The sequence below is a fragment of the Thalassomonas sp. RHCl1 genome (genome assembly GCF_947387555.1).
Lineage (GTDB): Bacteria > Pseudomonadota > Gammaproteobacteria > Enterobacterales > Alteromonadaceae > Thalassomonas.
In genome coordinates this window covers 146,754-165,951 of sequence record NZ_CANDNZ010000004.1, presented here as the reverse complement: position 1 = coordinate 165,951, position 19,198 = coordinate 146,754, and the positions used below count along the sequence as shown (strand labels likewise).

The 19,198-nt window shown below is 48.2% G+C and carries 16 protein-coding genes; 10 read left to right on the top strand and 6 right to left on the bottom strand.

All coding sequences use genetic code 11. The features are described from left to right. The first annotated feature begins 66 nt into the window (after positions 1-66). Together QL234_RS13570 and QL234_RS13565 are read left to right on the top strand one after the other, a co-directional pair. On the top strand, positions 67-2,322 hold the full coding sequence (locus QL234_RS13570; protein ID WP_281558367.1) for a heavy metal translocating P-type ATPase: 2,256 nt from the start codon (positions 67-69) through the stop codon (positions 2,320-2,322). Between the two features lie 330 nt (positions 2,323-2,652). Further along, positions 2,653-3,561, top strand: a complete 909-nt coding sequence (locus QL234_RS13565) for a CopD family protein (protein ID WP_281558366.1) — start codon at positions 2,653-2,655, stop codon at positions 3,559-3,561. A 67-nt stretch (positions 3,562-3,628) separates the two neighbouring features. Here the strand turns inward: QL234_RS13565 and QL234_RS13560 are convergent, their stop codons facing one another. Beyond that, positions 3,629-4,918 carry a sugar MFS transporter gene (locus tag QL234_RS13560; RefSeq protein ID WP_281558365.1) on the bottom strand — a complete coding sequence of 430 codons (1,290 nt, stop codon included), beginning with the start codon at positions 4,916-4,918 and terminating at the stop codon, positions 3,629-3,631. A gap of 335 nt (positions 4,919-5,253) precedes the next feature. Between QL234_RS13560 and QL234_RS13555 the strand changes: the two genes are divergently transcribed. The 3 genes from QL234_RS13555 (at position 5,254) to QL234_RS13545 (ending at position 9,020) form a co-directional block, all read left to right on the top strand. Further along, the gene (locus QL234_RS13555; RefSeq protein WP_281558626.1) at positions 5,254-6,594 is read left to right on the top strand and encodes a GH1 family beta-glucosidase; all 1,341 of its coding nucleotides are present in this window, start codon (positions 5,254-5,256) and stop codon (positions 6,592-6,594) included. A 30-nt stretch (positions 6,595-6,624) separates the two neighbouring features. Further along, on the top strand, positions 6,625-7,953 hold the full coding sequence (locus tag QL234_RS13550; RefSeq protein WP_281558364.1) for an MFS transporter: 1,329 nt from the start codon (positions 6,625-6,627) through the stop codon (positions 7,951-7,953). A 68-nt stretch (positions 7,954-8,021) separates the two neighbouring features. Beyond that, complete coding sequence (locus QL234_RS13545) at positions 8,022-9,020, top strand: LacI family DNA-binding transcriptional regulator (protein WP_281558363.1); 999 nt, start codon at positions 8,022-8,024, stop codon at positions 9,018-9,020. 42 nt (positions 9,021-9,062) lie between these two features. Here the strand turns inward: QL234_RS13545 and soxR are convergent, their stop codons facing one another. From soxR to QL234_RS13525, 4 genes are all read right to left on the bottom strand, one after another. Then, complete coding sequence (gene soxR, locus QL234_RS13540; protein WP_281558362.1) at positions 9,063-9,521, bottom strand: redox-sensitive transcriptional activator SoxR; 459 nt, start codon at positions 9,519-9,521, stop codon at positions 9,063-9,065. A gap of 1,231 nt (positions 9,522-10,752) precedes the next feature. After that, entirely contained in the window at positions 10,753-11,559 is an 807-nt protein-coding gene (locus QL234_RS13535) for a transporter substrate-binding domain-containing protein (protein ID WP_281558361.1), read from the bottom strand. An 86-nt stretch (positions 11,560-11,645) separates the two neighbouring features. Then, a complete protein-coding gene (locus QL234_RS13530) occupies positions 11,646-12,305 on the bottom strand; it encodes a lysoplasmalogenase (protein ID WP_281558360.1) in 660 nt (219 codons plus the stop codon). 101 nt (positions 12,306-12,406) lie between these two features. After that, positions 12,407-13,318 carry a LysR family transcriptional regulator gene (locus tag QL234_RS13525; RefSeq protein ID WP_281558359.1) on the bottom strand — a complete coding sequence of 304 codons (912 nt, stop codon included), beginning with the start codon at positions 13,316-13,318 and terminating at the stop codon, positions 12,407-12,409. A gap of 142 nt (positions 13,319-13,460) precedes the next feature. On the opposite strand from QL234_RS13525, the gene QL234_RS13520 reads away from it, so the two are divergent. Continuing rightward, on the top strand, positions 13,461-13,943 hold the full coding sequence (locus QL234_RS13520; RefSeq protein WP_281558358.1) for a GNAT family N-acetyltransferase: 483 nt from the start codon (positions 13,461-13,463) through the stop codon (positions 13,941-13,943). A 79-nt stretch (positions 13,944-14,022) separates the two neighbouring features. Here QL234_RS13520 and QL234_RS13515 read toward each other — a convergent pair whose 3' ends face one another. After that, positions 14,023-15,039 (bottom strand): zinc-dependent alcohol dehydrogenase family protein, encoded by a 1,017-nt coding sequence (locus QL234_RS13515; RefSeq protein ID WP_281558357.1) that lies wholly within the window; start codon positions 15,037-15,039, stop codon positions 14,023-14,025. A 170-nt stretch (positions 15,040-15,209) separates the two neighbouring features. On the opposite strand from QL234_RS13515, the gene QL234_RS13510 reads away from it, so the two are divergent. From QL234_RS13510 to mrdA, 4 genes are all read left to right on the top strand, one after another. Further along, positions 15,210-16,124: a LysR family transcriptional regulator gene (locus tag QL234_RS13510; RefSeq protein ID WP_281558356.1), complete on the top strand. Its 915-nt coding sequence runs from the start codon at positions 15,210-15,212 to the stop codon at positions 16,122-16,124. 222 nt (positions 16,125-16,346) lie between these two features. Next, complete coding sequence (locus QL234_RS13505) at positions 16,347-16,469, top strand: hypothetical protein (RefSeq protein ID WP_281558355.1); 123 nt, start codon at positions 16,347-16,349, stop codon at positions 16,467-16,469. Positions 16,470-16,505: 36 nt separating this feature from the next. Continuing rightward, a complete protein-coding gene (locus QL234_RS13500; RefSeq protein WP_281558354.1) occupies positions 16,506-17,222 on the top strand; it encodes an alpha/beta hydrolase in 717 nt (238 codons plus the stop codon). Positions 17,223-17,243: 21 nt separating this feature from the next. After that, on the top strand, positions 17,244-19,172 hold the full coding sequence (gene mrdA, locus QL234_RS13495; protein ID WP_281558353.1) for a penicillin-binding protein 2: 1,929 nt from the start codon (positions 17,244-17,246) through the stop codon (positions 19,170-19,172). The last annotated feature ends 26 nt before the right edge of the window (positions 19,173-19,198 follow it).

The window sequence follows — 19,198 nt, the reverse complement described above, 5'->3', positions numbered from 1 at the left end:
TATTTTCCCTTTGGGGCTTATACCCGGCTATTGCACCAACCCTTTTTATGAAACAGGAGCTTTGCTATGAGCCAGACCCTGCATTTATCCATTGAAGGCATGAGCTGTGCCGGTTGTGTCGCTTCCATTGAAAAGGCGATTAACGGCGTAGACTCTGTGACTTCCGCCAATGTTAATTTTGCCGAACATACCGCCACCGTTGAGGGCAGTACCAATGCCGAGGCGGTGATTGCCGCAATTCGTTTGGCTGGTTATCAGGCCAGTGAACTTAGTAGCCTTGATGATACCGCCGATAAAGAACAGGCCGAATTTGTCTATTACCGGCAGTTATTAAAGCAGGCAACCCTTGCCGCCCTGGTAGGAGCGCCATTATTTATTGCCGGCATGGCAGGTATACTGCCGCCGTTAACCGGCCCCAATGGCCCGTTATTTTGGTTGCTGATAGCGCTGGCCACCCTGGGAGTTATGATTTATTCGGGAGGACATTTTTTTCTCGGCGCGGTTAAATCGGTGCGGCAGCATAATGCCAATATGGACTTGCTTATCGCTCTTGGGACCGGCACCGCCTGGCTTTATTCTTTGGTGATTGTCATTAAACCTGAGTTAGTACCCGCTTTGGCGCAACACGTTTACTTTGAAGCCGCTGCGGTGATTATCGCGTTAATTAACCTGGGATCGGCGCTTGAAATGCGGGCACGGGGCAAAACTTCGCAAGCAATTAAACAACTTATCGGTTTGCAGCCAAAAACAGCCTGTGTTGTGCGTGATAACAAAGAGGTGAATATCTTAATTGAAGAGGTGGTTATTGATGATATTTTACGGGTCAAGCCCGGGGAGCGCATCGCGGTAGACGGCGTGGTTATTCAGGGCCATTCCAGCCTGGATGAGTCGATGATCAGTGGCGAGCCACTGGCGGTAGAAAAACAGCCGGGAGACCAAGTGCTTGCGGGTACCATCAATAAGTCCGGCAGCTTTTTGTTTCAGGCCAAGCGCATAGGTAAAGACACTACGTTGGCGCAGATCATCAATATGGTACGAACCGCCCAGTCGTCCAAGCCGGCCATTGGCCGTTTGGTGGATAAGATTGCCTCGGTATTTGTTCCTGCCGTGCTCATTATTGCGGTATTAGCTTTTCTTGCCTGGATTAACTTTTCAGGTGGTGAGCAGGCGCTGACATACGCGATAGTGACTATGATGACAGTACTGATTATTGCCTGCCCTTGTGCTTTGGGTTTGGCTACGCCGATTTCTATCATGGCGGGGGTAGGGAAAGCGGCGTTATATCAAACTCTGATCCGCAATGGCGACGCCCTGCAACAGGCGGGCAAACTTGAGACGATAGTGCTGGATAAAACCGGCACGGTAACCCAGGGCAAACCCGGAATAAGCAAAATGATCCCCCGGGGTAACTGGGATGAGAATTCTCTGCTGTTATGGGCAGGCAGCGCCGAAGCCAATTCAGAACATCCTTTGGCTGAGGCAATCGTTTCGGCGGCAAAAGAGCAGCAGCTAGAGCTGTTGCCGGTCACGGACTTTGCTGCTATTGCCGGGCAGGGGATCCGCGCCGAGCTTGAAAATAAGTCTTTGCTGCTGGGTACCCGCAAGTTAATGCAAAGTTTTGATATTGATATCCAGGCGCTTGTAAGCCAGGCGGCTGAGCTGGAGCAAGAGGCCAATACGGTGATCTTTATCGCCATTGACGGCGAACTGGCGGGCATCATAGGTATCAGTGATGCGATCAAAAGTGACTCTTTTGCTGCCATCGAACGCATGCACCAGCTGGGGCTGGAGGTGATGTTATTAACCGGCGATAACCGGGCTACCGCCGATGCCGTTGCCAGGCAGCTCGGTATAGATAAAGTGATTGCCGAAGTCTTACCCCAGGATAAGGCCGGCCAAATTGCGCAATTGCAGCGGCAGGGAAAAGTGGTCGCTATGGTGGGAGACGGCATCAATGATGCACCTGCGCTGGCACTGGCTGATGTCGGCTTTGCCATCGGTACAGGCACGGATGTTGCCATAGAAAGTGCCGATATCACCCTGATGTCGGGCTCTTTACATGGCGTAGTCGATGCGATTGAAATTTCCCGGGCAACGGTGAAAAACATCAAGCAAAACCTGTTCGGCGCCTTTATTTATAATGGGTTGGGCATACCGATAGCGGCGGGTGTTCTTTTTCCCTTTACCGGTTTATTGCTTAACCCTATGATCGCCGGCGCCGCCATGGCGATGTCATCCTTAACTGTGGTGACTAATGCCAACCGTTTACGCTTTTTTAAACCCTCCGGGCGGCAGGTGTTGGTTAAGGAGACTCAGTTATGAATATGTTGATGATAAACCTGGCAGGACTTTTTGTTATTTTATTGATTGTTTGGTGGTTTTGGCTTGCTCCTTTGCAATCATCGCCAACAAAAGCTAAAACCAAAAAGCAGCAGGGCAATTAAGCGTACATCCGCATTCGGGTCTTTCGGATAAAAGTCGGCTAAGCTTATTTAAATACCTGTTGTCGTGAGCCGGGCAATTTCCCGGCAAACTGCTCGGCAATTAATGGGCAAAGATGTCCGTCCCCGGAAAGAGGAATTCTCATTTTTGGTACGAGGTAGTGGTCGTTGATGTTATTGAGACGATCACATCCTAAGATGAGGAGTAAGTATGGCGCTTTCTATTTGGGATGTCGGGGATATTATTTCCCGCTGGTTAATTTACATGGGGGTTGCCGCTGCCGTCGGCGGCCCATTTATCGGCGCTTTGATCCGCGCCAACACCAATATCCAAGCTATTATCCGCTATACCCGGCTATGCCTGTGTCTTGGTATAACAGCCGTGATCATTAACTTTTTAATTGGCGTGGGCGCCGTTTCGCAGGCGGGTTTTTTCGGTATGTTTGACGGTGAAAGCTTGCGTCAGCTCTGGCATGGTCCGTTGGGAGATGCCCTGTTTTGGCGGCTATTCGGCTTTACAGCCATTGCTGCTTTATTTTTGCTGCATTTAAGAAGAAAACCCGAGGCTCAGGCCTCGAACCGGAAATTGTTTTTCTTGTGTTACCTGAGCGGAATAGTGGCGTTAAGTTATTCTTTCACCCTGGTGGGCAATACCGCAGAGCTTGGCAGCAGCGCAAGCTGGCTGATGGCCCTGCATATCATAACTTCCGCCTGGTGGCTGGGGGCTTTATATCCCTTGTTGATCTGTTATCAGCTGCTTAACCTGTCGAACCTGTATCGGGTGATGCGCTTTTTTGGCCAACTTACCCTGATCATGGTGCCTTTGCTATTGATTGGCGGCGGGGGATTATTAAGCCAGATGCTGGCAAGTACGGGAGATTTGTTTACTACCACTTACGGGCAAACCATGTTGCTGAAATTAATCACAGTCACTACCGTCTTCCTGCTGGTGGTCTTGCATAAGCATAAATACAAACACAGCCTGGTGCCGGTATTAAATCAGGTGCAGGTGTTAACCCTGAAAAAAAATGCCATCGTCAGTGAGCTGTTCCTGGCGGATATTATCTTAGTGATCACTGCAGTATTATCGAGTATTCTTGGACCGACAGTTTTGTCTTAGTTGCTTTCCCCGGCTGTTATATTGCAGCCGGGGAATTCATTTCTATTGCTCATTTTGGCCCGAAGATTTAAGCCTTTCCTTTCTCCCTTATCGACACTTTGCTTCCTGACAAGCCGTAATAGGCAATAAAGCCGTAACATAGGATGGGCAAGCAAAAAGATGCCTGTATGCCAATGTTATCTGCCAAGACACCCTGAAGCAGAGGAATGATGGCGCCGCCGACGATTGCCAAACATAAAATACCCGAGCCCTGGCTGGTAAACTTGCCTAAACCGTTGAGGGCCAGGCTGAAAATGGTAGGAAACATGATGGAGTTACAAAGTCCCACCAATAAAATCGCTGACATGGCCAATTGTCCGGAAGTAAACATCGCCACTAACACCAATGCCATGGCCACGGCGGCATTGAAACACAGGGCTTTACCTGCGGCTATTTTTTGCATGGCGGCTGCACCGATAAAACGTCCCACCATAGCGCCTCCCCAGTAATAAGCGATATATTTGGCGGCGGCCGACTCTTCCATGGCGCCGATATTCGGATCGGTGAAAAAATTCACCAGGAAACTACCGATAGCCACTTCGGCGCCGACATAGACAAAAATGCCGACAGCGCCAAGCACCAGATGGCGATAGTGCCAGGCACTTTTGAGTTCATGGTTTTCCCCGCCTGTTTTACTGGTCTGGTTTTGGATGCTTTGAGCTGACATATCCGGCAGTTTTAAGGCGGCAAAGATGGCGGCGAGTAGCAGCAACAAAGCGGCCAATAACAAATAGGGCATTTGTACTTGTTGTGCTGAAGCCGTTGCTGATACTGCCTCGGCTGCTTGTTCCAAGATTAAATACGCGCCGAAAAATGGTGCTACTGTGGTGCCCAGGGAGTTAAAAGCCTGGGTCATGGTCAGCCGGGAGGAGGCGGTTTTCACTTCTCCCAGAATACTGACATAGGGATTGGCGGAGACTTGCAGTAGGGTGATGCCGCTGGCCAGGATAAACAGGGCCAATAAGAAAATAGCGTAGCTGTGCAGGCTTGCGGCAGGATAAAAGCATAAACATCCCAGGGCGGCGATCACTAGCCCCAGTACTATGCCTTTTTGATACCCCAGTCGTTTCACCAGTGCGCCTGAGGGCAGGGAGACAACAAAATAAGCGCCAAAAAAGCAAAATTGCACCAGCATTGCCTGGCTGTAGGATAAATCGAAAACCCCTTTTAAATGGGGGATCAGGATATCATTGAGACAGGTAATAAAGCCCCACATAAAAAACAGTGAGGTTAACGATGTCAGTGCGAAACGGTAGTCCTTACCTGCTTGTGCCTCAGGTAGTTGCTCTGCAGGATATGATTTTGAAAATGTTGCCATAATTTCCCCATTAACTTGTTTTGATATGCTTTTATATTTTGTTGAGCATAAAGCGGCTACCGGGAACAAGTTTGTAAGCTTGTTGGTAAACTTCACACATTATTTTCATAAACATAAATAAAAGCGGTTGATCTTTAATACAGAAAACACTAGGCTTGAAAAATGAAAGCGCTTTCATCGTGTTGTTGAAAGCATTAAAAACCAGAAGCAAAAAATTTTCAAGTGATTTGTAAGCGCTTACATTTTTATGTAATAGTCAAAGATAAAGTGTAAGCGGCTAATATTTAGTTGATTTTTTCTTAATGAGATCACCCTGACAGGCAGCAATGTAAATGATGACTAAAATTTCTTTACCCGTTAATTCGCCCATGCTCTCCGCCGATTTTACCTATGGCGTGGCCACGGCTTCTTTCCAAATTGAAGGGGGGGCTGAGCACAGGTTGGCCAGCATCTGGGATCGTTTTTGTGCAACAGAGGGGAAAATAGCCGACGGCTCTAACGGGGAAGTCGCCTGTGATCATTTCAACCTTTGGCGTCAGGATATTGAGCTGATTGAATCTTTAGGGGTGGATGCCTACCGTTTATCCATTTCCTGGCCCCGGGTGATCACCCGGGAGGGTACATTGAACCAGGCCGGGGTGGACTTTTACTTAGGCATACTCGATGACCTCGAGCGTAAAAATATCAAAGCCTTTGTCACCCTATATCACTGGGATTTGCCCCAGCACCTGGAAGATAACGGCGGCTGGCTTAACCGTGAAACCGCTTACCTTTTCCGTGATTATGTCGACTTGATCACCAAAGCCTTCGGTGACCGGGTTTATGCCTATGCCACCTTAAACGAACCTTTTTGCAGTGCCTATTTAGGCTATGAAGTCGGGGTCCATGCTCCGGGCATAGTGGGTAAAGAATACGGCAAAAAAGCCGCCCATCATTTATTGCTGGCTCATGGCCTGGCAATGCAGGTATTGGCGAAAAACAGTCCGGATACCTTAAACGGTATTGTGCTTAACTTTACCCCTTGCTATCCGGCGTCAAATAGCTCGGAAGATAAAGGGGCTGCCCATTTCGCCGATGATTATTTTAATCAGTGGTATATCAAACCCCTGTTTGATGGTGAATACCCGGAAATTTTATCCCAACTGCCAAAGGCGCATCATCCCGACATCCATCAGGGAGATATGGCAATTATCGCTCAGCCGATGGACTTTTTAGGGGTCAACTATTATACCCGGGCAATTTACCGCGCAGATAAGCAGCAAGACTTTGTTGAATTACCGGCGCTTGAGCCGAGAACCGATATCGGCTGGGAAATTTATCCTAAGGCCCTGACTAAATTGCTGGTTTCCTTAAATGAAAAATATTCGCTGCCGCCACTGTATATTACCGAAAACGGTGCCGCCATGGCGGATGAACTCAAGGACGGTTCCGTTAATGACTTAGATAGGATAGATTACTACCAAAGCCACCTGAGCGCGGTACATGATGCCATAGGGCAGGGCGTGGATATCCGCGGCTACTTTGCCTGGTCGCTGATGGATAACTTTGAATGGGCGGAAGGTTATCTTAAACGCTTCGGTATCGTTTATGTTGATTATGCCAGCCAGCAAAGAACGGTTAAAGCCAGTGGTAACGCCTATAAAAACTTTATCAGTAGCCGGGTAGCGAAAAAATAATAATAACAAGTACCATCAAAGGACAGCAGCATGATCAGCATCAGAGAAAAAATAGCCTATGGCTTAGGGGATACCGCAAGCAACATCATTTTTCAGACCGTGATGATGTTTTTATTACTCTTTTACACTGATGTCATGGGTTTATCGCCGGCAACCGTCGGTACCATGTTCTTAGTGGTGCGTATCTTTGATGCTGTCACCGACCCTTTGATGGGCAATATTGCCGACCGTACCAAAAGCCGTTGGGGGCAGTTTCGGCCCTATCTTTTGTGGCTGGCGTTGCCTTTTGCCATTATCAGCATCTTGGCGTTTACCACCCCGGATTTATCCGCCGACAATAAACTGCTCTATGCGTTTGTCACCTATACCTTGTTGATGGTGGCCTATACCGCCATCAACATTCCCTATTGCGCCCTGGGCGGGGTATTAACTGCCGATGCCAAAGAGCGGGTGACGGTGCAGTCGTATCGTTTTGTCTTTGGTATGCTGGGCGGGGTGATCGTGGCCGGGGCAACTATGCCTATGGTGGAATGGTTCGGGCAGGGGGATACCGCCAAAGGTTACCAGCTGACTATGGTAACCATGAGCACCTTGGGACTGGTGATGTTTTTATTATGTTTTATCGGTACCAAAGAGCGCATTTCGCTGCCGGAAGATCAGCGCAACTCTTTTAAGGCCAGTATGCGCTCCCTGTGGCAAAACGATCAGTGGCGCATCCTGTGTGTGGCCGCCTTATTCCTGCTGACCGGACAGGTATTGCGCTTTACCCTGGCAGTCTATTATGTGAAATATTTCCTTGGCCGCGAAGACTTGATCACTTACTTTTTAACCTTAGGGGTTATCGGCAGCATGGTTGGCTGCGCCGTAGCTCAGCCGCTGGCAAAGCGGGTGTGTAAAATCAAGGCTTATATTGCCTTGCAAGCCATCTCTGCCTGTATTTGTGTACTCAGTTTCTTTATTGGCAGCGACCAGCTGGTACTGGCGTTTGTCGCCTTTATTGCCTGGAAGTTTTTCCTGGATATGGCTACGCCGCTGCTGTGGGCAAAAATGGCGGATACCATAGACTACGGCCACCAGAAAACCGGATTGCGTGTTACCGGTATGGTGTATTCCGGGGTGGTGTTCTTTATCAAGATGGGGGTAGCCCTGGGCGGAGCTGCTGCCGGCTGGTTGTTGGCGTTTTATGATTACCAGGCGGATGTCGCGCAAACCGAGGCTACCAAGCAGGGCATCTTGCTTTCTTTTACCCTGCTGCCGGCCATAGGCTCCTTTATCGTTGCCTGGGTGATGCGCAAATATACCTTAAGCGATGAAAAAATAGAGCATATTCAAAGCGAACTTAGGGCCCCGGCTAGTTAAGTCCGGCGGGAGTATGCTAGTATCTCCCCAATTAATTTTTACCTTTTGCTTTAACGTGCCGGAGTATTATGGCGACTATATATGAAGTATCAAAACTTGCGGGTGTATCCCTGGCGACGGTTTCCCGGGTCACCAGCAATAATGCGCTGGTCAGTGATAAAACCCGGCAAAAAGTCATCGATGCCATGGAGCAGCTGGGATATCGTCCCAACTCCATTGCCCAGTCGCTGGCGTCCAAGCGCACCAACAGCGTAGGTATCCTGGTTTCTGAGCTGCACGGCCCTTTTTTCGGCCAGATGATGGCGGGCATTGAAACCGAGTTACGCCTGGCCGGTAAACATGTCATTATCACCACAGGGCACAGTGAAGAAGATAAAGAAAAAGACGGTATTGAATTTCTCAAAAGCAGAAACTGCGATGCGCTGATAGTGCATGTCGAAGCGGTATCAGATGAGTATTTGTTTGATTTATGTCAGGGAGATATTCCCGTATATATCATGAGCCGGTTGGTGCCTGGGGTAGAGCAAAATTGCATCAGCCTGGACAATGAACTTGGCGGCTACCTGGCCACGAAAGCCGTAATTGATCAGGGACATAGCGATATCGCCTATATCGCCGGCCAGCAGTTTAAAGCAGATGCCCGCAACCGGTTAATTGGCCATAAACGGGCGCTGGCGGAAAACAATATCGAGTTTAAGGAATCCCTGGTGTATATGGGGGACTTTAAAGAAACCGGCGGCAGTGAAGGCCTGAAACATTTTGTTGAAAACAAACAAAGTTTTACCGCCCTGGTTTGCGCTAATGATGAAATAGCCTCCGGCGCCATGACCTGTGCCCGCGAGCTGGGTTTTAACTTGCCGCAGGATTTATCCATTATTGGTTTTGATAATGTTATCCTTGCCCGTTATATCTACCCCAAACTCACCACCATAGATAACCCGGTGAATGAAATGGGGCAGATGGCGGCTAAATTAGTGCTGAAAAATGTCTATCAGCAGGATAAGCTGGAGATACAGCAGACCTTTGAACCCAGCTTGATCACCCGGGATTCTGTTCTCCCCAGATAAAAGTCACCATCCCCTCTGCTTTGTATCTTTATCAGGGCCGTTTCAGGGCCGGCGATCTAAAATGACCGGTCCTGTGCCTTCCTGTGCCAGGGTATCGTCCGGGTTATAAAGCGGGCAATTTTTCATCGACAAACAGCCGCAGCCGATACAGCCAGTGAGGGAATCCCTTAACTTTTCCATATAGGCGATACGCTGGTTGAGCTCTTGTTGCCATTGTGTTGATAACCTGGCCCAGTCATCTTTATCCGGGGTGCGCTGATCGGGTAATTGATTAAACATTTCCTGAATATTGGCCAGGGTAATGCCCACTTTCTGTGCCGCCTTGATCACTGAGATGCGCCGCAGGACATCCCGCTTGTAACGGCGCTGGTTACCCTGGTTGCGCCAGCTGCGGATCAGGCCTTTTTCTTCATAAAAATGCAAAGCCGAGACTTTAATACCGCAGCGTTTTGCCACCTGACCTACCGAGAGCTTAGCTTCTTCGTGTTGTCCTGTTGCCATCTTTCCTCCAGAAATCCTTATAAAACTTTTTTTACTTTATTGAAAAAAACACTTTACCTCAAGTTAGGTCGAGGTTTTAAAGTGGCCACATCAAGGCAAATCACGGGTAAAGCCGTAGTCACTTAAGGAGATAAACAGATGAAAAATATGACTCAGGAAAATGTAAAAAATACTTTAGCAGGCAAGCACTTTTTCAACACCTTTTACCGTTTATTCAATGATGCTATGAGCGGAAAATAATCTCGGCTTAGAAAAAGCGGTGAGCACTGGCAGTCCAAATAACAGGGGAAATCAAATGAAAAATACAGAGCAAATAAAAGCAGGCAATAACCTGGCGCCTAATTACTTTCTTAACGCCTTTTACCGTGTGTACAACGGTACTATGTGCACTAAGTAACTCTTGGCAAATGAGGAAAGGGCTGAGGCCTTAGCAGGGCGGTATTGAGGATAAGTTCTGCTAAGGTTTAAATTTTACCGGCTGCAATGATGTTGACCGGGGAAATTTGCCGGGTAAATTAGTTGGAGTGATTTAAAAATGACAACAGGCGTGATTTTTCAGGGGCCGGAAATAAAAAATGCAACTCAGAGAGTCGCATTTTTCTACTAGCTTATTTGTGCATCCTGCACTGTTTAGTGTCCCTCATCTTCCCTGAAAACCTATCCCTGATTTATATCCTGTATCCTTACAGCTTCCAAACCATCCCGGGCAATACATCATCCTGACATATTCACATTACTGTGGGTTCCATGGCTTTCCCTGGCCACTTGTATCTATCTTCCTGACAGATACCTATCCGTGTTTTCCTTTCGTGATGTCCTATCACATGACTTCATCCTGAAGTCTTCCTTTAAGGCGTCCTGCCCTGCGTCGTCCTGACAAAGTAAATATTACGTGAATGAAATTCTTTTTTTAGGTTAATGATCTTCAAATTAAATGGAAATAATGGACAGATTTATTTACGGGTTATATTTTGTTGTTATTTTTTAAGTGTTTACATATTTTAAAATAGAGATGACGTCAACAAATGCCATGATATCGCACCTGTTTGTAGGATATGTCTTACACCAATCCGGGCGTTTGGCTGCTGTGGTTGATTTGAGTGATTTTCCTCGCCGGGTAAAGTGCTGAGGATTAACTGCTCCGGGGGACTCTAATTGCTGGAAAATAAAATTTGAGGGAGGAATTTTGTGCTGATGTCGCTAATCAAGCAAATAGCAATGAGCCGGTGTGCTACTGGCGGTCTTCCATAAACTCCTGCTTGTATCGGGTCAGACTTTTGTTGAGCATTTTTTGAATGTCGCCTTTGGATTTCATGCCTTTAATAAAAGCATTCATCTTTTGGTGAAATTCCCGGTAGCGGCCTGCTTTTTTTGAAAACAGGAAGTAAAGCTCGTTGCTGTTAATGGTTTTACCAATGGGAACAATTTCGACATCAGCAGGAATTTTACCCTGTTGTTTTAAGGTAAAGATCAAGACTTCCATATTCCATCGATTCATGGGGGCATAATCAATGCGGTTGAATGCCAGCTGAGTGAGCACTTGTTCCGGGCGGGCAACTTCTTGCCATTGTGTCGGCGACAGATCTTGTATAAAAGTATCAAAACTTTTGCCATAGCTATTTTCGAAGATACCACCACCGCGAAATTGCTGCAGCGAATCTAATGCTTCAAAGTGCAGTTGTTTATTTTTATTTTTAAAGAGTTGAACAATATCCTGGGCAATAAATTCGTCGATATAATCACCCCATAATTGGCGCTCTGCGGTTTTATAGGCGCCGAGCACTAAATCTATTTTTCCCGACTCGGCCAGTTTCAGGCAGCGGGCCCAGCTGTTGAGGGGGATCAGCTCCAGTTCAACCTGTTCTTTTTCAAAAAAGCGCTTGGCGACCTCTATGGTGGCTCCTTCAAGGCTGGTTGCCGTTTCCCAGTTAAACGGCACGAATAAGGTGCTGGTGCAGGCGGTAACCTTTTCTGCCGCCAGGGCAAAAGGGCATAACGCGAGTATTATCAAAGCTAATGGTTTAAGCAATACGGACAAAACTTCTCCCGTTAAAACACTTTTTTTAAAGCATATCTGATTTTACTTGCTCACCTGCGATGCATGCCGTGATTAAGGTGGCGCTTTTATTCGGCAACCAGGCTCCCGGTCTGGCTTTGTCTTTGCCGGCTATGGGCAAAGCCTTGCAACAGGGCGTATTGGGCAAAGTAATAACTGATCATAATGAAAAACTGGGCCTGGGGGATGCTCAGGTAAAACTTGTTTAATCCTATCATGGCATCTGAGATCACAAAAGATAAACCGCCGATCACCATCCAGGTATTGGACTTTGTTGAGAGCAGGGCGGTAATGGCCATGACCAGTAAAATACTCATATAGGCAATCACAGGCACCAGGAGTTCACCCAGTCCGGGCAGCAGGAGATTAAGTACCAGGCCGCCGCCTGCCAGGTAGGCGAGGACAGCATAAACTTTGGCACCGTTGATTTTTGTGATCGGCATAAGCGCAGCAATATAGGCGATATGGGCAATAAAAAATGCTCCTAAGCCAAAAATAAACCAGTGGTGGCTGTCATAGCCGAGAAAGAAGTCTCCGAGCACAGAGAACACCAGCCCGGCTAAGAATAACTTTTGGGTTTTATCCCCAGGCCAGCCCCTGACGCTAATGATCAATAAGGCTACCGGCAGCATTTTTAACAACCAATGTCCCGGGTGAGGGGGCAGTAAAATTGAAAAACAGTACAGGGTGGCAAAAAAGATAAACAACAGTTTTATTTTTATGGTCATTTTTGTTTTATCCGGTGAAAAGTTATCGCGAATGTCAGAGATTTTCCAGTGTAGCGCTAAGCGAATAAAATTTACACTGGTTTTACCACTTAAGGGAGAAGTTAGGCTTTTTTATGTAAATCACGGATCAATGCCGTTAACCATTGATGACTGGCTTTGCCTGCATTGAGCTTATGGTAGTAAAGGTTGAGTTGGTAGTCAGGCACTGCCAGTGGCGGGGAGTAAAGTTCAATATCCAGATGCTGCACCATTTGCTCTGCCACCAAACGGGGTAGGGTCAGCAGCAGATCCGAATGTAAGATGGTATAGGGAGCGGCCAGAACACTGGTGAGCTGCAGCGCGACATGACGCTTTTTTTGTAATTTTGCCAGTGCCTGATCTACCACGCCAAGTTTTTCTCCCCAGGGAGAGATCCTGACATGGGATAAGGCCAAAAAGGTCTCCAGGTCCAGCCCATGCTTCAGGGCCGGGTGATTTTTCCTGGCAATGGTACAGTAACTGTCTTCAAGCCAGGTTTGATGCATAACCGTGCTAGAGCCTTCTATTTCATGGCTGAAACCCAAGGCAAAGTCGAGCTCGCCGGTGATTAACTTGTCTGTTGGAATTTTATTGTCGGCAGAATAAACGGTGATGTTGATTTTAGGGGCCAGCTGATTGATTTTGCCGATCAAGCGGGGCAACAGGCTGTATTGTGTATAGTCGGTGGCGGCAAAGGTCAGCTCCAATTCGCTGTGCTCGGGTGAAAATCCGGCATTGGTGTTAATGCCGCCATGCAGTATGTTCAGGGCCTGGCTGACACTTTCAGCCAGCTGCTGAGCCCGGTCGGTGGGGGTCATGACATTATTGATGCGCACAAACAATTCATCCCCCAGGCGTTTACGCAAGCGGGTCAGGCCGTGGCTGAAGGCCGACTGACTCAGGCAGATTTCATCGGCGGCAGCGCTCACCGAGCGGTGGCGGTACAGGGCGTCGAATAACACCAGTAAGTTAAGATCAAGCTGATATAAGTCCATGCTGAATATTATACATATATATATGTAGATAATGCACTGTTGTCATAAGTGTAGGAGGAGTATCATGCCTGTCTTGATATCAGTATTTACACCAGCGGGCTTAACGTGATTTGGCCTTGCTTTACACTCAGCGGAGTAGTTAATGAGTTCTCTTACCATACGTGAAGCCGTGGCAGATGACGCGGCCCTGATTTTACACTTTATCACCGAGCTGGCGATTTATGAAAAAGCCGAGCATGAGGTATTGGCAACCGAGCAGACGATAAAAGCGTCTATCTTTAATGACAATCCCCATGTTTTTGGTTTGATTTGTGAGTGCGACGGCCAGGCCATAGGTTTTGCCGTGTACTTTTTTAATTATTCCACCTGGCTGGCAAAACCCGGTTTATATCTTGAAGACTTGTATGTTTCTCCCGAGCACAGGGGCGCCGGTGGCGGCAAGCTGCTACTGAAGAAAATGGCGCAAATCGCCCTGGAAAAAGGTTGTGGCCGTTTTGAATGGAGCTGTTTAGATTGGAATAAACCTTCGCGTGATTTTTATGAATCAATCGGTGCCGTCTCCCAGGATGAATGGGTTGGTTATCGTATGTCGGGGCAGACCTTAGTGGATTTCGCTAAAGATTAACTTAAGTTGGCTCCCGATTTAAATGGCCGCCTTGCTGTTTTGCTAAACAGCAAGGCGGAAAGTCTTTTCCCGGATGAAATTATACCTTCACCACTATCTTGCCCATCTGCTGATTTGACTCCATGTATCTGTGGGCCTCGCGGATATCGTCCAAAGCAAACACCTTATCGATAACAGGCTCTAGTTGTCCGCTTTCACCCCCTTTACCTTCAAATAAGGGCAATAAAGCTGCTTTTGCCTGTGCCAGACGGTTTTTATCTTGCGTGAATTCAAACAAGGTATAGCCACGTATGGTCAGGCCTTTACCCAGGGCGGTAAAGAGCGGGTACGGGGTTGGCCTGTTATCCAGTGCGCCATATTCTATTATGGTGGCAGCCGGTGCCGACACTTCTGCCAGCTGCTCCAGCAACGGACCGCCGACAGGGTCAAAAACCAGGTTAATCCCCTGGCCGCCGGTAATTTCTGCGCTGCGGGCAACCAGGTCTTCGCTATCGGTTTGAATGACATGATCCGCGCCCTGGTTAGTTAAGAAATCAACCTTGGTGTTGCCGCGGGTGGTGGCGATAACTACAGCGCCCAGGCTTTTGCCCAGTTGAATGGCGGCGACACCGACACTGCTGCTGGCGGCAGTCACTAACAGGTATTGTCCGGCCTGTAAATTAGCCAGTTCCACCAGGGCGCCATAAGCGGTCAGGTATTGCATCCAGATAGCCGTGCTTTGCTCGGCAGAAAAGTTTTCCGGCGATTTTGCCACCGCATGTACCGGCACCACGGCACTTTCGCCGTAAACGCCATATTGGCTCATGGAAAAAGCCGGGATAGTGCTGACCCTGTCACCAATTTTAAATTCACTGACTCCCGGGCCAATGGCATCAACTACCCCTGACGCCTCATAACCGATTCGGGCAGGAAGCTGTGGCGTATCTAAATAAGCGCCGTTTCTGAACATCACTTCGGCGCGGTTAAGGCCAAGGGCTTCAACTTTTAAGCGAACTTCATTTTCTCCCGGCTCGGATAAGGGCAGTTGTTCAATATCCAGTACCGAGGCATCGCCGGTTTGATGAAAGCGGACGGTTTTTACTGTGGGCTTGTTCATAAGGTTTCCTTAATCGGCTAAAAAATAACTGACGCCTTTATTAAAACTTAAAAGTTAAAAGTTAAAGGCTGAGCAGCAGTGAAAGTTGACATAGCTTAAGGTTGGATAAATAATTGCACAATAATCAAAAAGTGAACTGATTGTTTTGTTTTTTAAACAATTGAGCCATTATGAATAATCTTAAACTTTTACCCTGGTTGTTAACCTTTGCAGAAGTCGCTCAGCGAAAGTCTTTCACCCAGGCCGCCAAGCAGCTTGGTTTGAGCAAGTCGGCGGTGAGCCAGCAGATAAAACGGTTAGAGCAGCACCTTGGCCAGCAGCTACTGTCCCGCCATACCCGGGGTATGTCGCTTACCAGCACAGGTGAAAAGTTGCTCGGGCGCTGTGAATTGTTGCAGGCCCAGGTGGATTTGGCGTTGGAAGAGGTCAACAGCTCGAAAGAAGCCCCTTCCGGTACTTTTGCCCTGACCATACCCCATTCCTGTGAGCGGGATATAGTGATCCCGGCCCTGAATCAATTATGTTTAGAGTTCCCCAAAATCGAACCTAAAATTCTCGTCACCGATGAAGCGAAAGACTTGATCAAGGATAAGCTGGATGTGGCTATTTACGGCGGCAAGCTAAAAGACAGCAATTACCGGGCATTGCCATTAGGCAGCATGAGGGAAGTCTTTTGTGCTGCGCCCGGTTATATCTCGCAAAAAGGCTTACTGGAAAGCCCCGGGGATATGGCCGCTCACCGATGGATATCGCCTCCTTGGCAGGGGAGCAATATTACTTTTTATCCCAATCATGATCTCAATAACGGCATTTCGATGACGTTTGAAGCTTTTGCCCATACCAATACCTTGCCCAGTGCCCTGGAAATGGCGCTGCAGAATATGGGCATTGCCCTGTTGCCGGAAGTGACCTTGCAGTCGCATATCCGCGAAGGCCGCCTGATTAGAGTCTTACCCGCTTACCAGGGAGCCCAGTGGGACTTTCATCTGGTGCACAGGTTTTTGGGAGAAAAACCCGTGCATATAACCCGTTTCTATCAACTGGTACGCCACTTTTTTGATAAAGCCCATTTAGCGGTGAACTAGCCCCGAGTCGCCCTGATTTTTACCTCTGTTTTGATGCTGTTTTCGCCCAAAAATGCAAAAGACATATTTGTGCCATCTTTTTGCCACAATTGAACAGGGCATTGCCACAACAAGATGGTAACACAATGATAAAATTTAACTTATCTATCAATTAGCGACGAGTCTCGTTTGCCGTAATGCCAGCTTGGTGGTCGCTATTTACTCGTTAAGCAGGAAAGTCCTTTGTTAGTTGAATTTATCTCGGTCAGTGGTTTCGCCTTATTTTGTGCGCCAATTGTCGGCTACCTGGTGGCATTGCAGTTGATTACCCTGATTGAACATAAAGCCTTTGGCAAAAATCTTTAACCTTCCTTTGAAATTATGGGATCTAATGTGTTGTTTATGAAATCATCTCTGGTGCCTACTTCCGGCTCTTATCAGGGTATCCGTCAAGTGTTCTGTTGCGTTGCAACTTTGTTTGTTTTCACTTTGCTGTCGGCAAAAGCTGGTGCCGGTGAGCTTTATACCGACTTTCCCGAAAAGATCCGCGGCGGGGAAAAATATGTTTTTTATTCACACGGTTTTATTGTTGAAGGCACAAATCCCAGGCCGGAAAATAAGCGCTGGGGCATTTATGAATTTCCGGCGATAAAACGGGCGCTGTCGGCGCCGGGCTACAACCTGATCGCCTACCACAGGCCGGCAAAAACCAATCCGGTGACCTTTGCCGAGAAAATGGCCGGCGATATCCGCACTTTATTAAGTCAGGGGATTAAGGCACAAGACATATACCTGATGGGCTTTTCCCGGGGCGGGGCGATTTCGATATTAACCAGCAATGTCTTAAAACTGGACAAAATCAACCTAGTGATCCTGGCGGGTTGCTCTAAATACATGAAAAACAATAGCCAATACCGGATGTACGGCAAGGTTTATTCTATTTATGAAACCAGCGACGGCGTAGGCTCGTGCCAGTTTGTGGTTGACCGCAGCCCCCGGGTACAAGGTTTTGAAGAAATTGCCATCAGCACGGGCAAAGAGCACGGCGCCTTTTACCGGCCGATCCCGCAATGGCTAGTGCCGGTGAAAAAATGGCTCAACGGCGCCGAGGCGTTATAACTTCTTTCTCCCCGGTGATTTATGACAAATTCAGGCCTGTTAAAAAATCATGATGTTGAAGCGAAAGTCTTTTCCTCGCGCATGATACTGGCGGTTATCGGGGCATTTTTGCTGCTGCTGTTATTGTTTTATAACCTTTTTACCCTGCAGGTAAGCAATTATCAAAAGTACCAGACCCGCTCTAATGAAAACCGTATCAAGGTAGTGCCGATAGCTCCCAACCGCGGACGGATATTTGACCGTAATGGGGTTTTGCTGGCGGACAATACCCCGGTATACAGCCTGGAAATGATCCCGGAACAGGTGAAAGACATCAATAATACCCTGGCGGCTTTACAGGACTTGCTCGGATTAAGTGATGAAGAGCTTGCCCGGGCGCAGAAAAAGATCAAAGGCAAGCGGCGCTTTAAGGCCATAGAAGTCAAGGGGCGTTTAAGCGAGCTGGATCTGGCACGTTTTTCGGTGGAGCAGCATAAGTTTCCCGGGGTCTTTATCGATGCCAGGTTAAGGCGCGACTATCCGTTTGCCGAATTAACCACCCATGCCCTGGGGTATGTCGGACGGATAAACCAGCAGGACTTGCTCAAACTTGACCAGGAAGGTATAGCCGGCAATTATGCCGCTACCCGCAATATCGGCAAACTCGGCATAGAAAAGTTTTACCAGCAGGAATTACACGGCAGTATCGGCAATGAAAAGGTCGAAATCAACAATCAGGGCAGGGTGATCCGCACCCTGGATTATACCCCGCCGGTGCCCGGTAAAGATCTGACTTTAACCCTGGATATCGAGCTACAAATGATCGCCAAACGGGCATTGACCGGCAAACGGGGCGCGGTGGTGGCCATTGATCCCCGTGACGGCGCCTTGCTGGCCATGTACAGCAACCCCAGTTATGATCCCAATCCTTTTGTCCACGGCATCAGCAGCCGGGACTATAAAAAGCTGCTCTCTAAAGACAGGCCTTTGCTGAACCGGGTGACCCAGGGGGTCTATCCGCCGGCTTCGACCATCAAACCTTTTCTGGGGTTAACCGGGCTGGCCCATGGTGTGATTACCGAGCATACCCAAGTGAATGATCCCGGCTGGTACCAGCTAAAAAATGTTAAACGTAAGTTTCGCGATCACTTAAGCTGGGGCCATGGCAAGATAGACCTGCACCGGGCGCTGATGAAGTCCTGCAATACCTATTTTTATCACCTGGCCTTTGAACTGGGCATCAATAATATTGCCGATATGATGGAAAGGTTCGGCTTTGGCGAAACAACCGGCATCGATATTTTCGAGGAATACCAGGCGGTACTGCCGAGCCGTTATTGGAAGCGCAGCCAGTATAACCAGCCCTGGTACCAGGGAGATACCATCAATATAGGTATAGGGCAGGGCTTTTGGGCAGTGACCCCGTTACAATTGGCGCAGGCGACGTCTGTGTTAGTTAACCGAGGTGAGGTGAAAACACCGCATTTGCTGATGTCCCGGCAAGGAAGTGTGGTCGAAGGCCAATTGCCGCTTAGTGAGCAAAACAACACTTTCGCTCATCCTTTAGAGGAAGAGCGGCCGCCGATGTCGTTAGTTAAGGATAAGCATTGGGACATTATTTTAAATGCCATGCACGACACCGTGCAGGTTAAAGGGGGCACAGGTTATAACGCCTTTAAAGGCAGCTTTTATGATGCCGCCGGTAAGTCCGGTACCGCCGAGCTGGTGGGCCTGGATGAAAACCAGAAATATGAGGACATCAAAACTCGCGAGCACTTGCGTGACAATGCCATGTTTATCGCCTATGCGCCGTTTGATAACCCGGAAATTGTCGTAGCGGTGGCGCTGGAAAATTCAGGTCATGGCGGTGTTTCCGCCGGGCCTGTGGCCAGGCAGGTGATGGATCAATATTTTGCCCACAGGAGCTTTATTTCACAGGCGAATGGCGGGGGAAATAAATCCGGGAAGTGAGATAGCTTCCCGGATCTAAGTTGGTT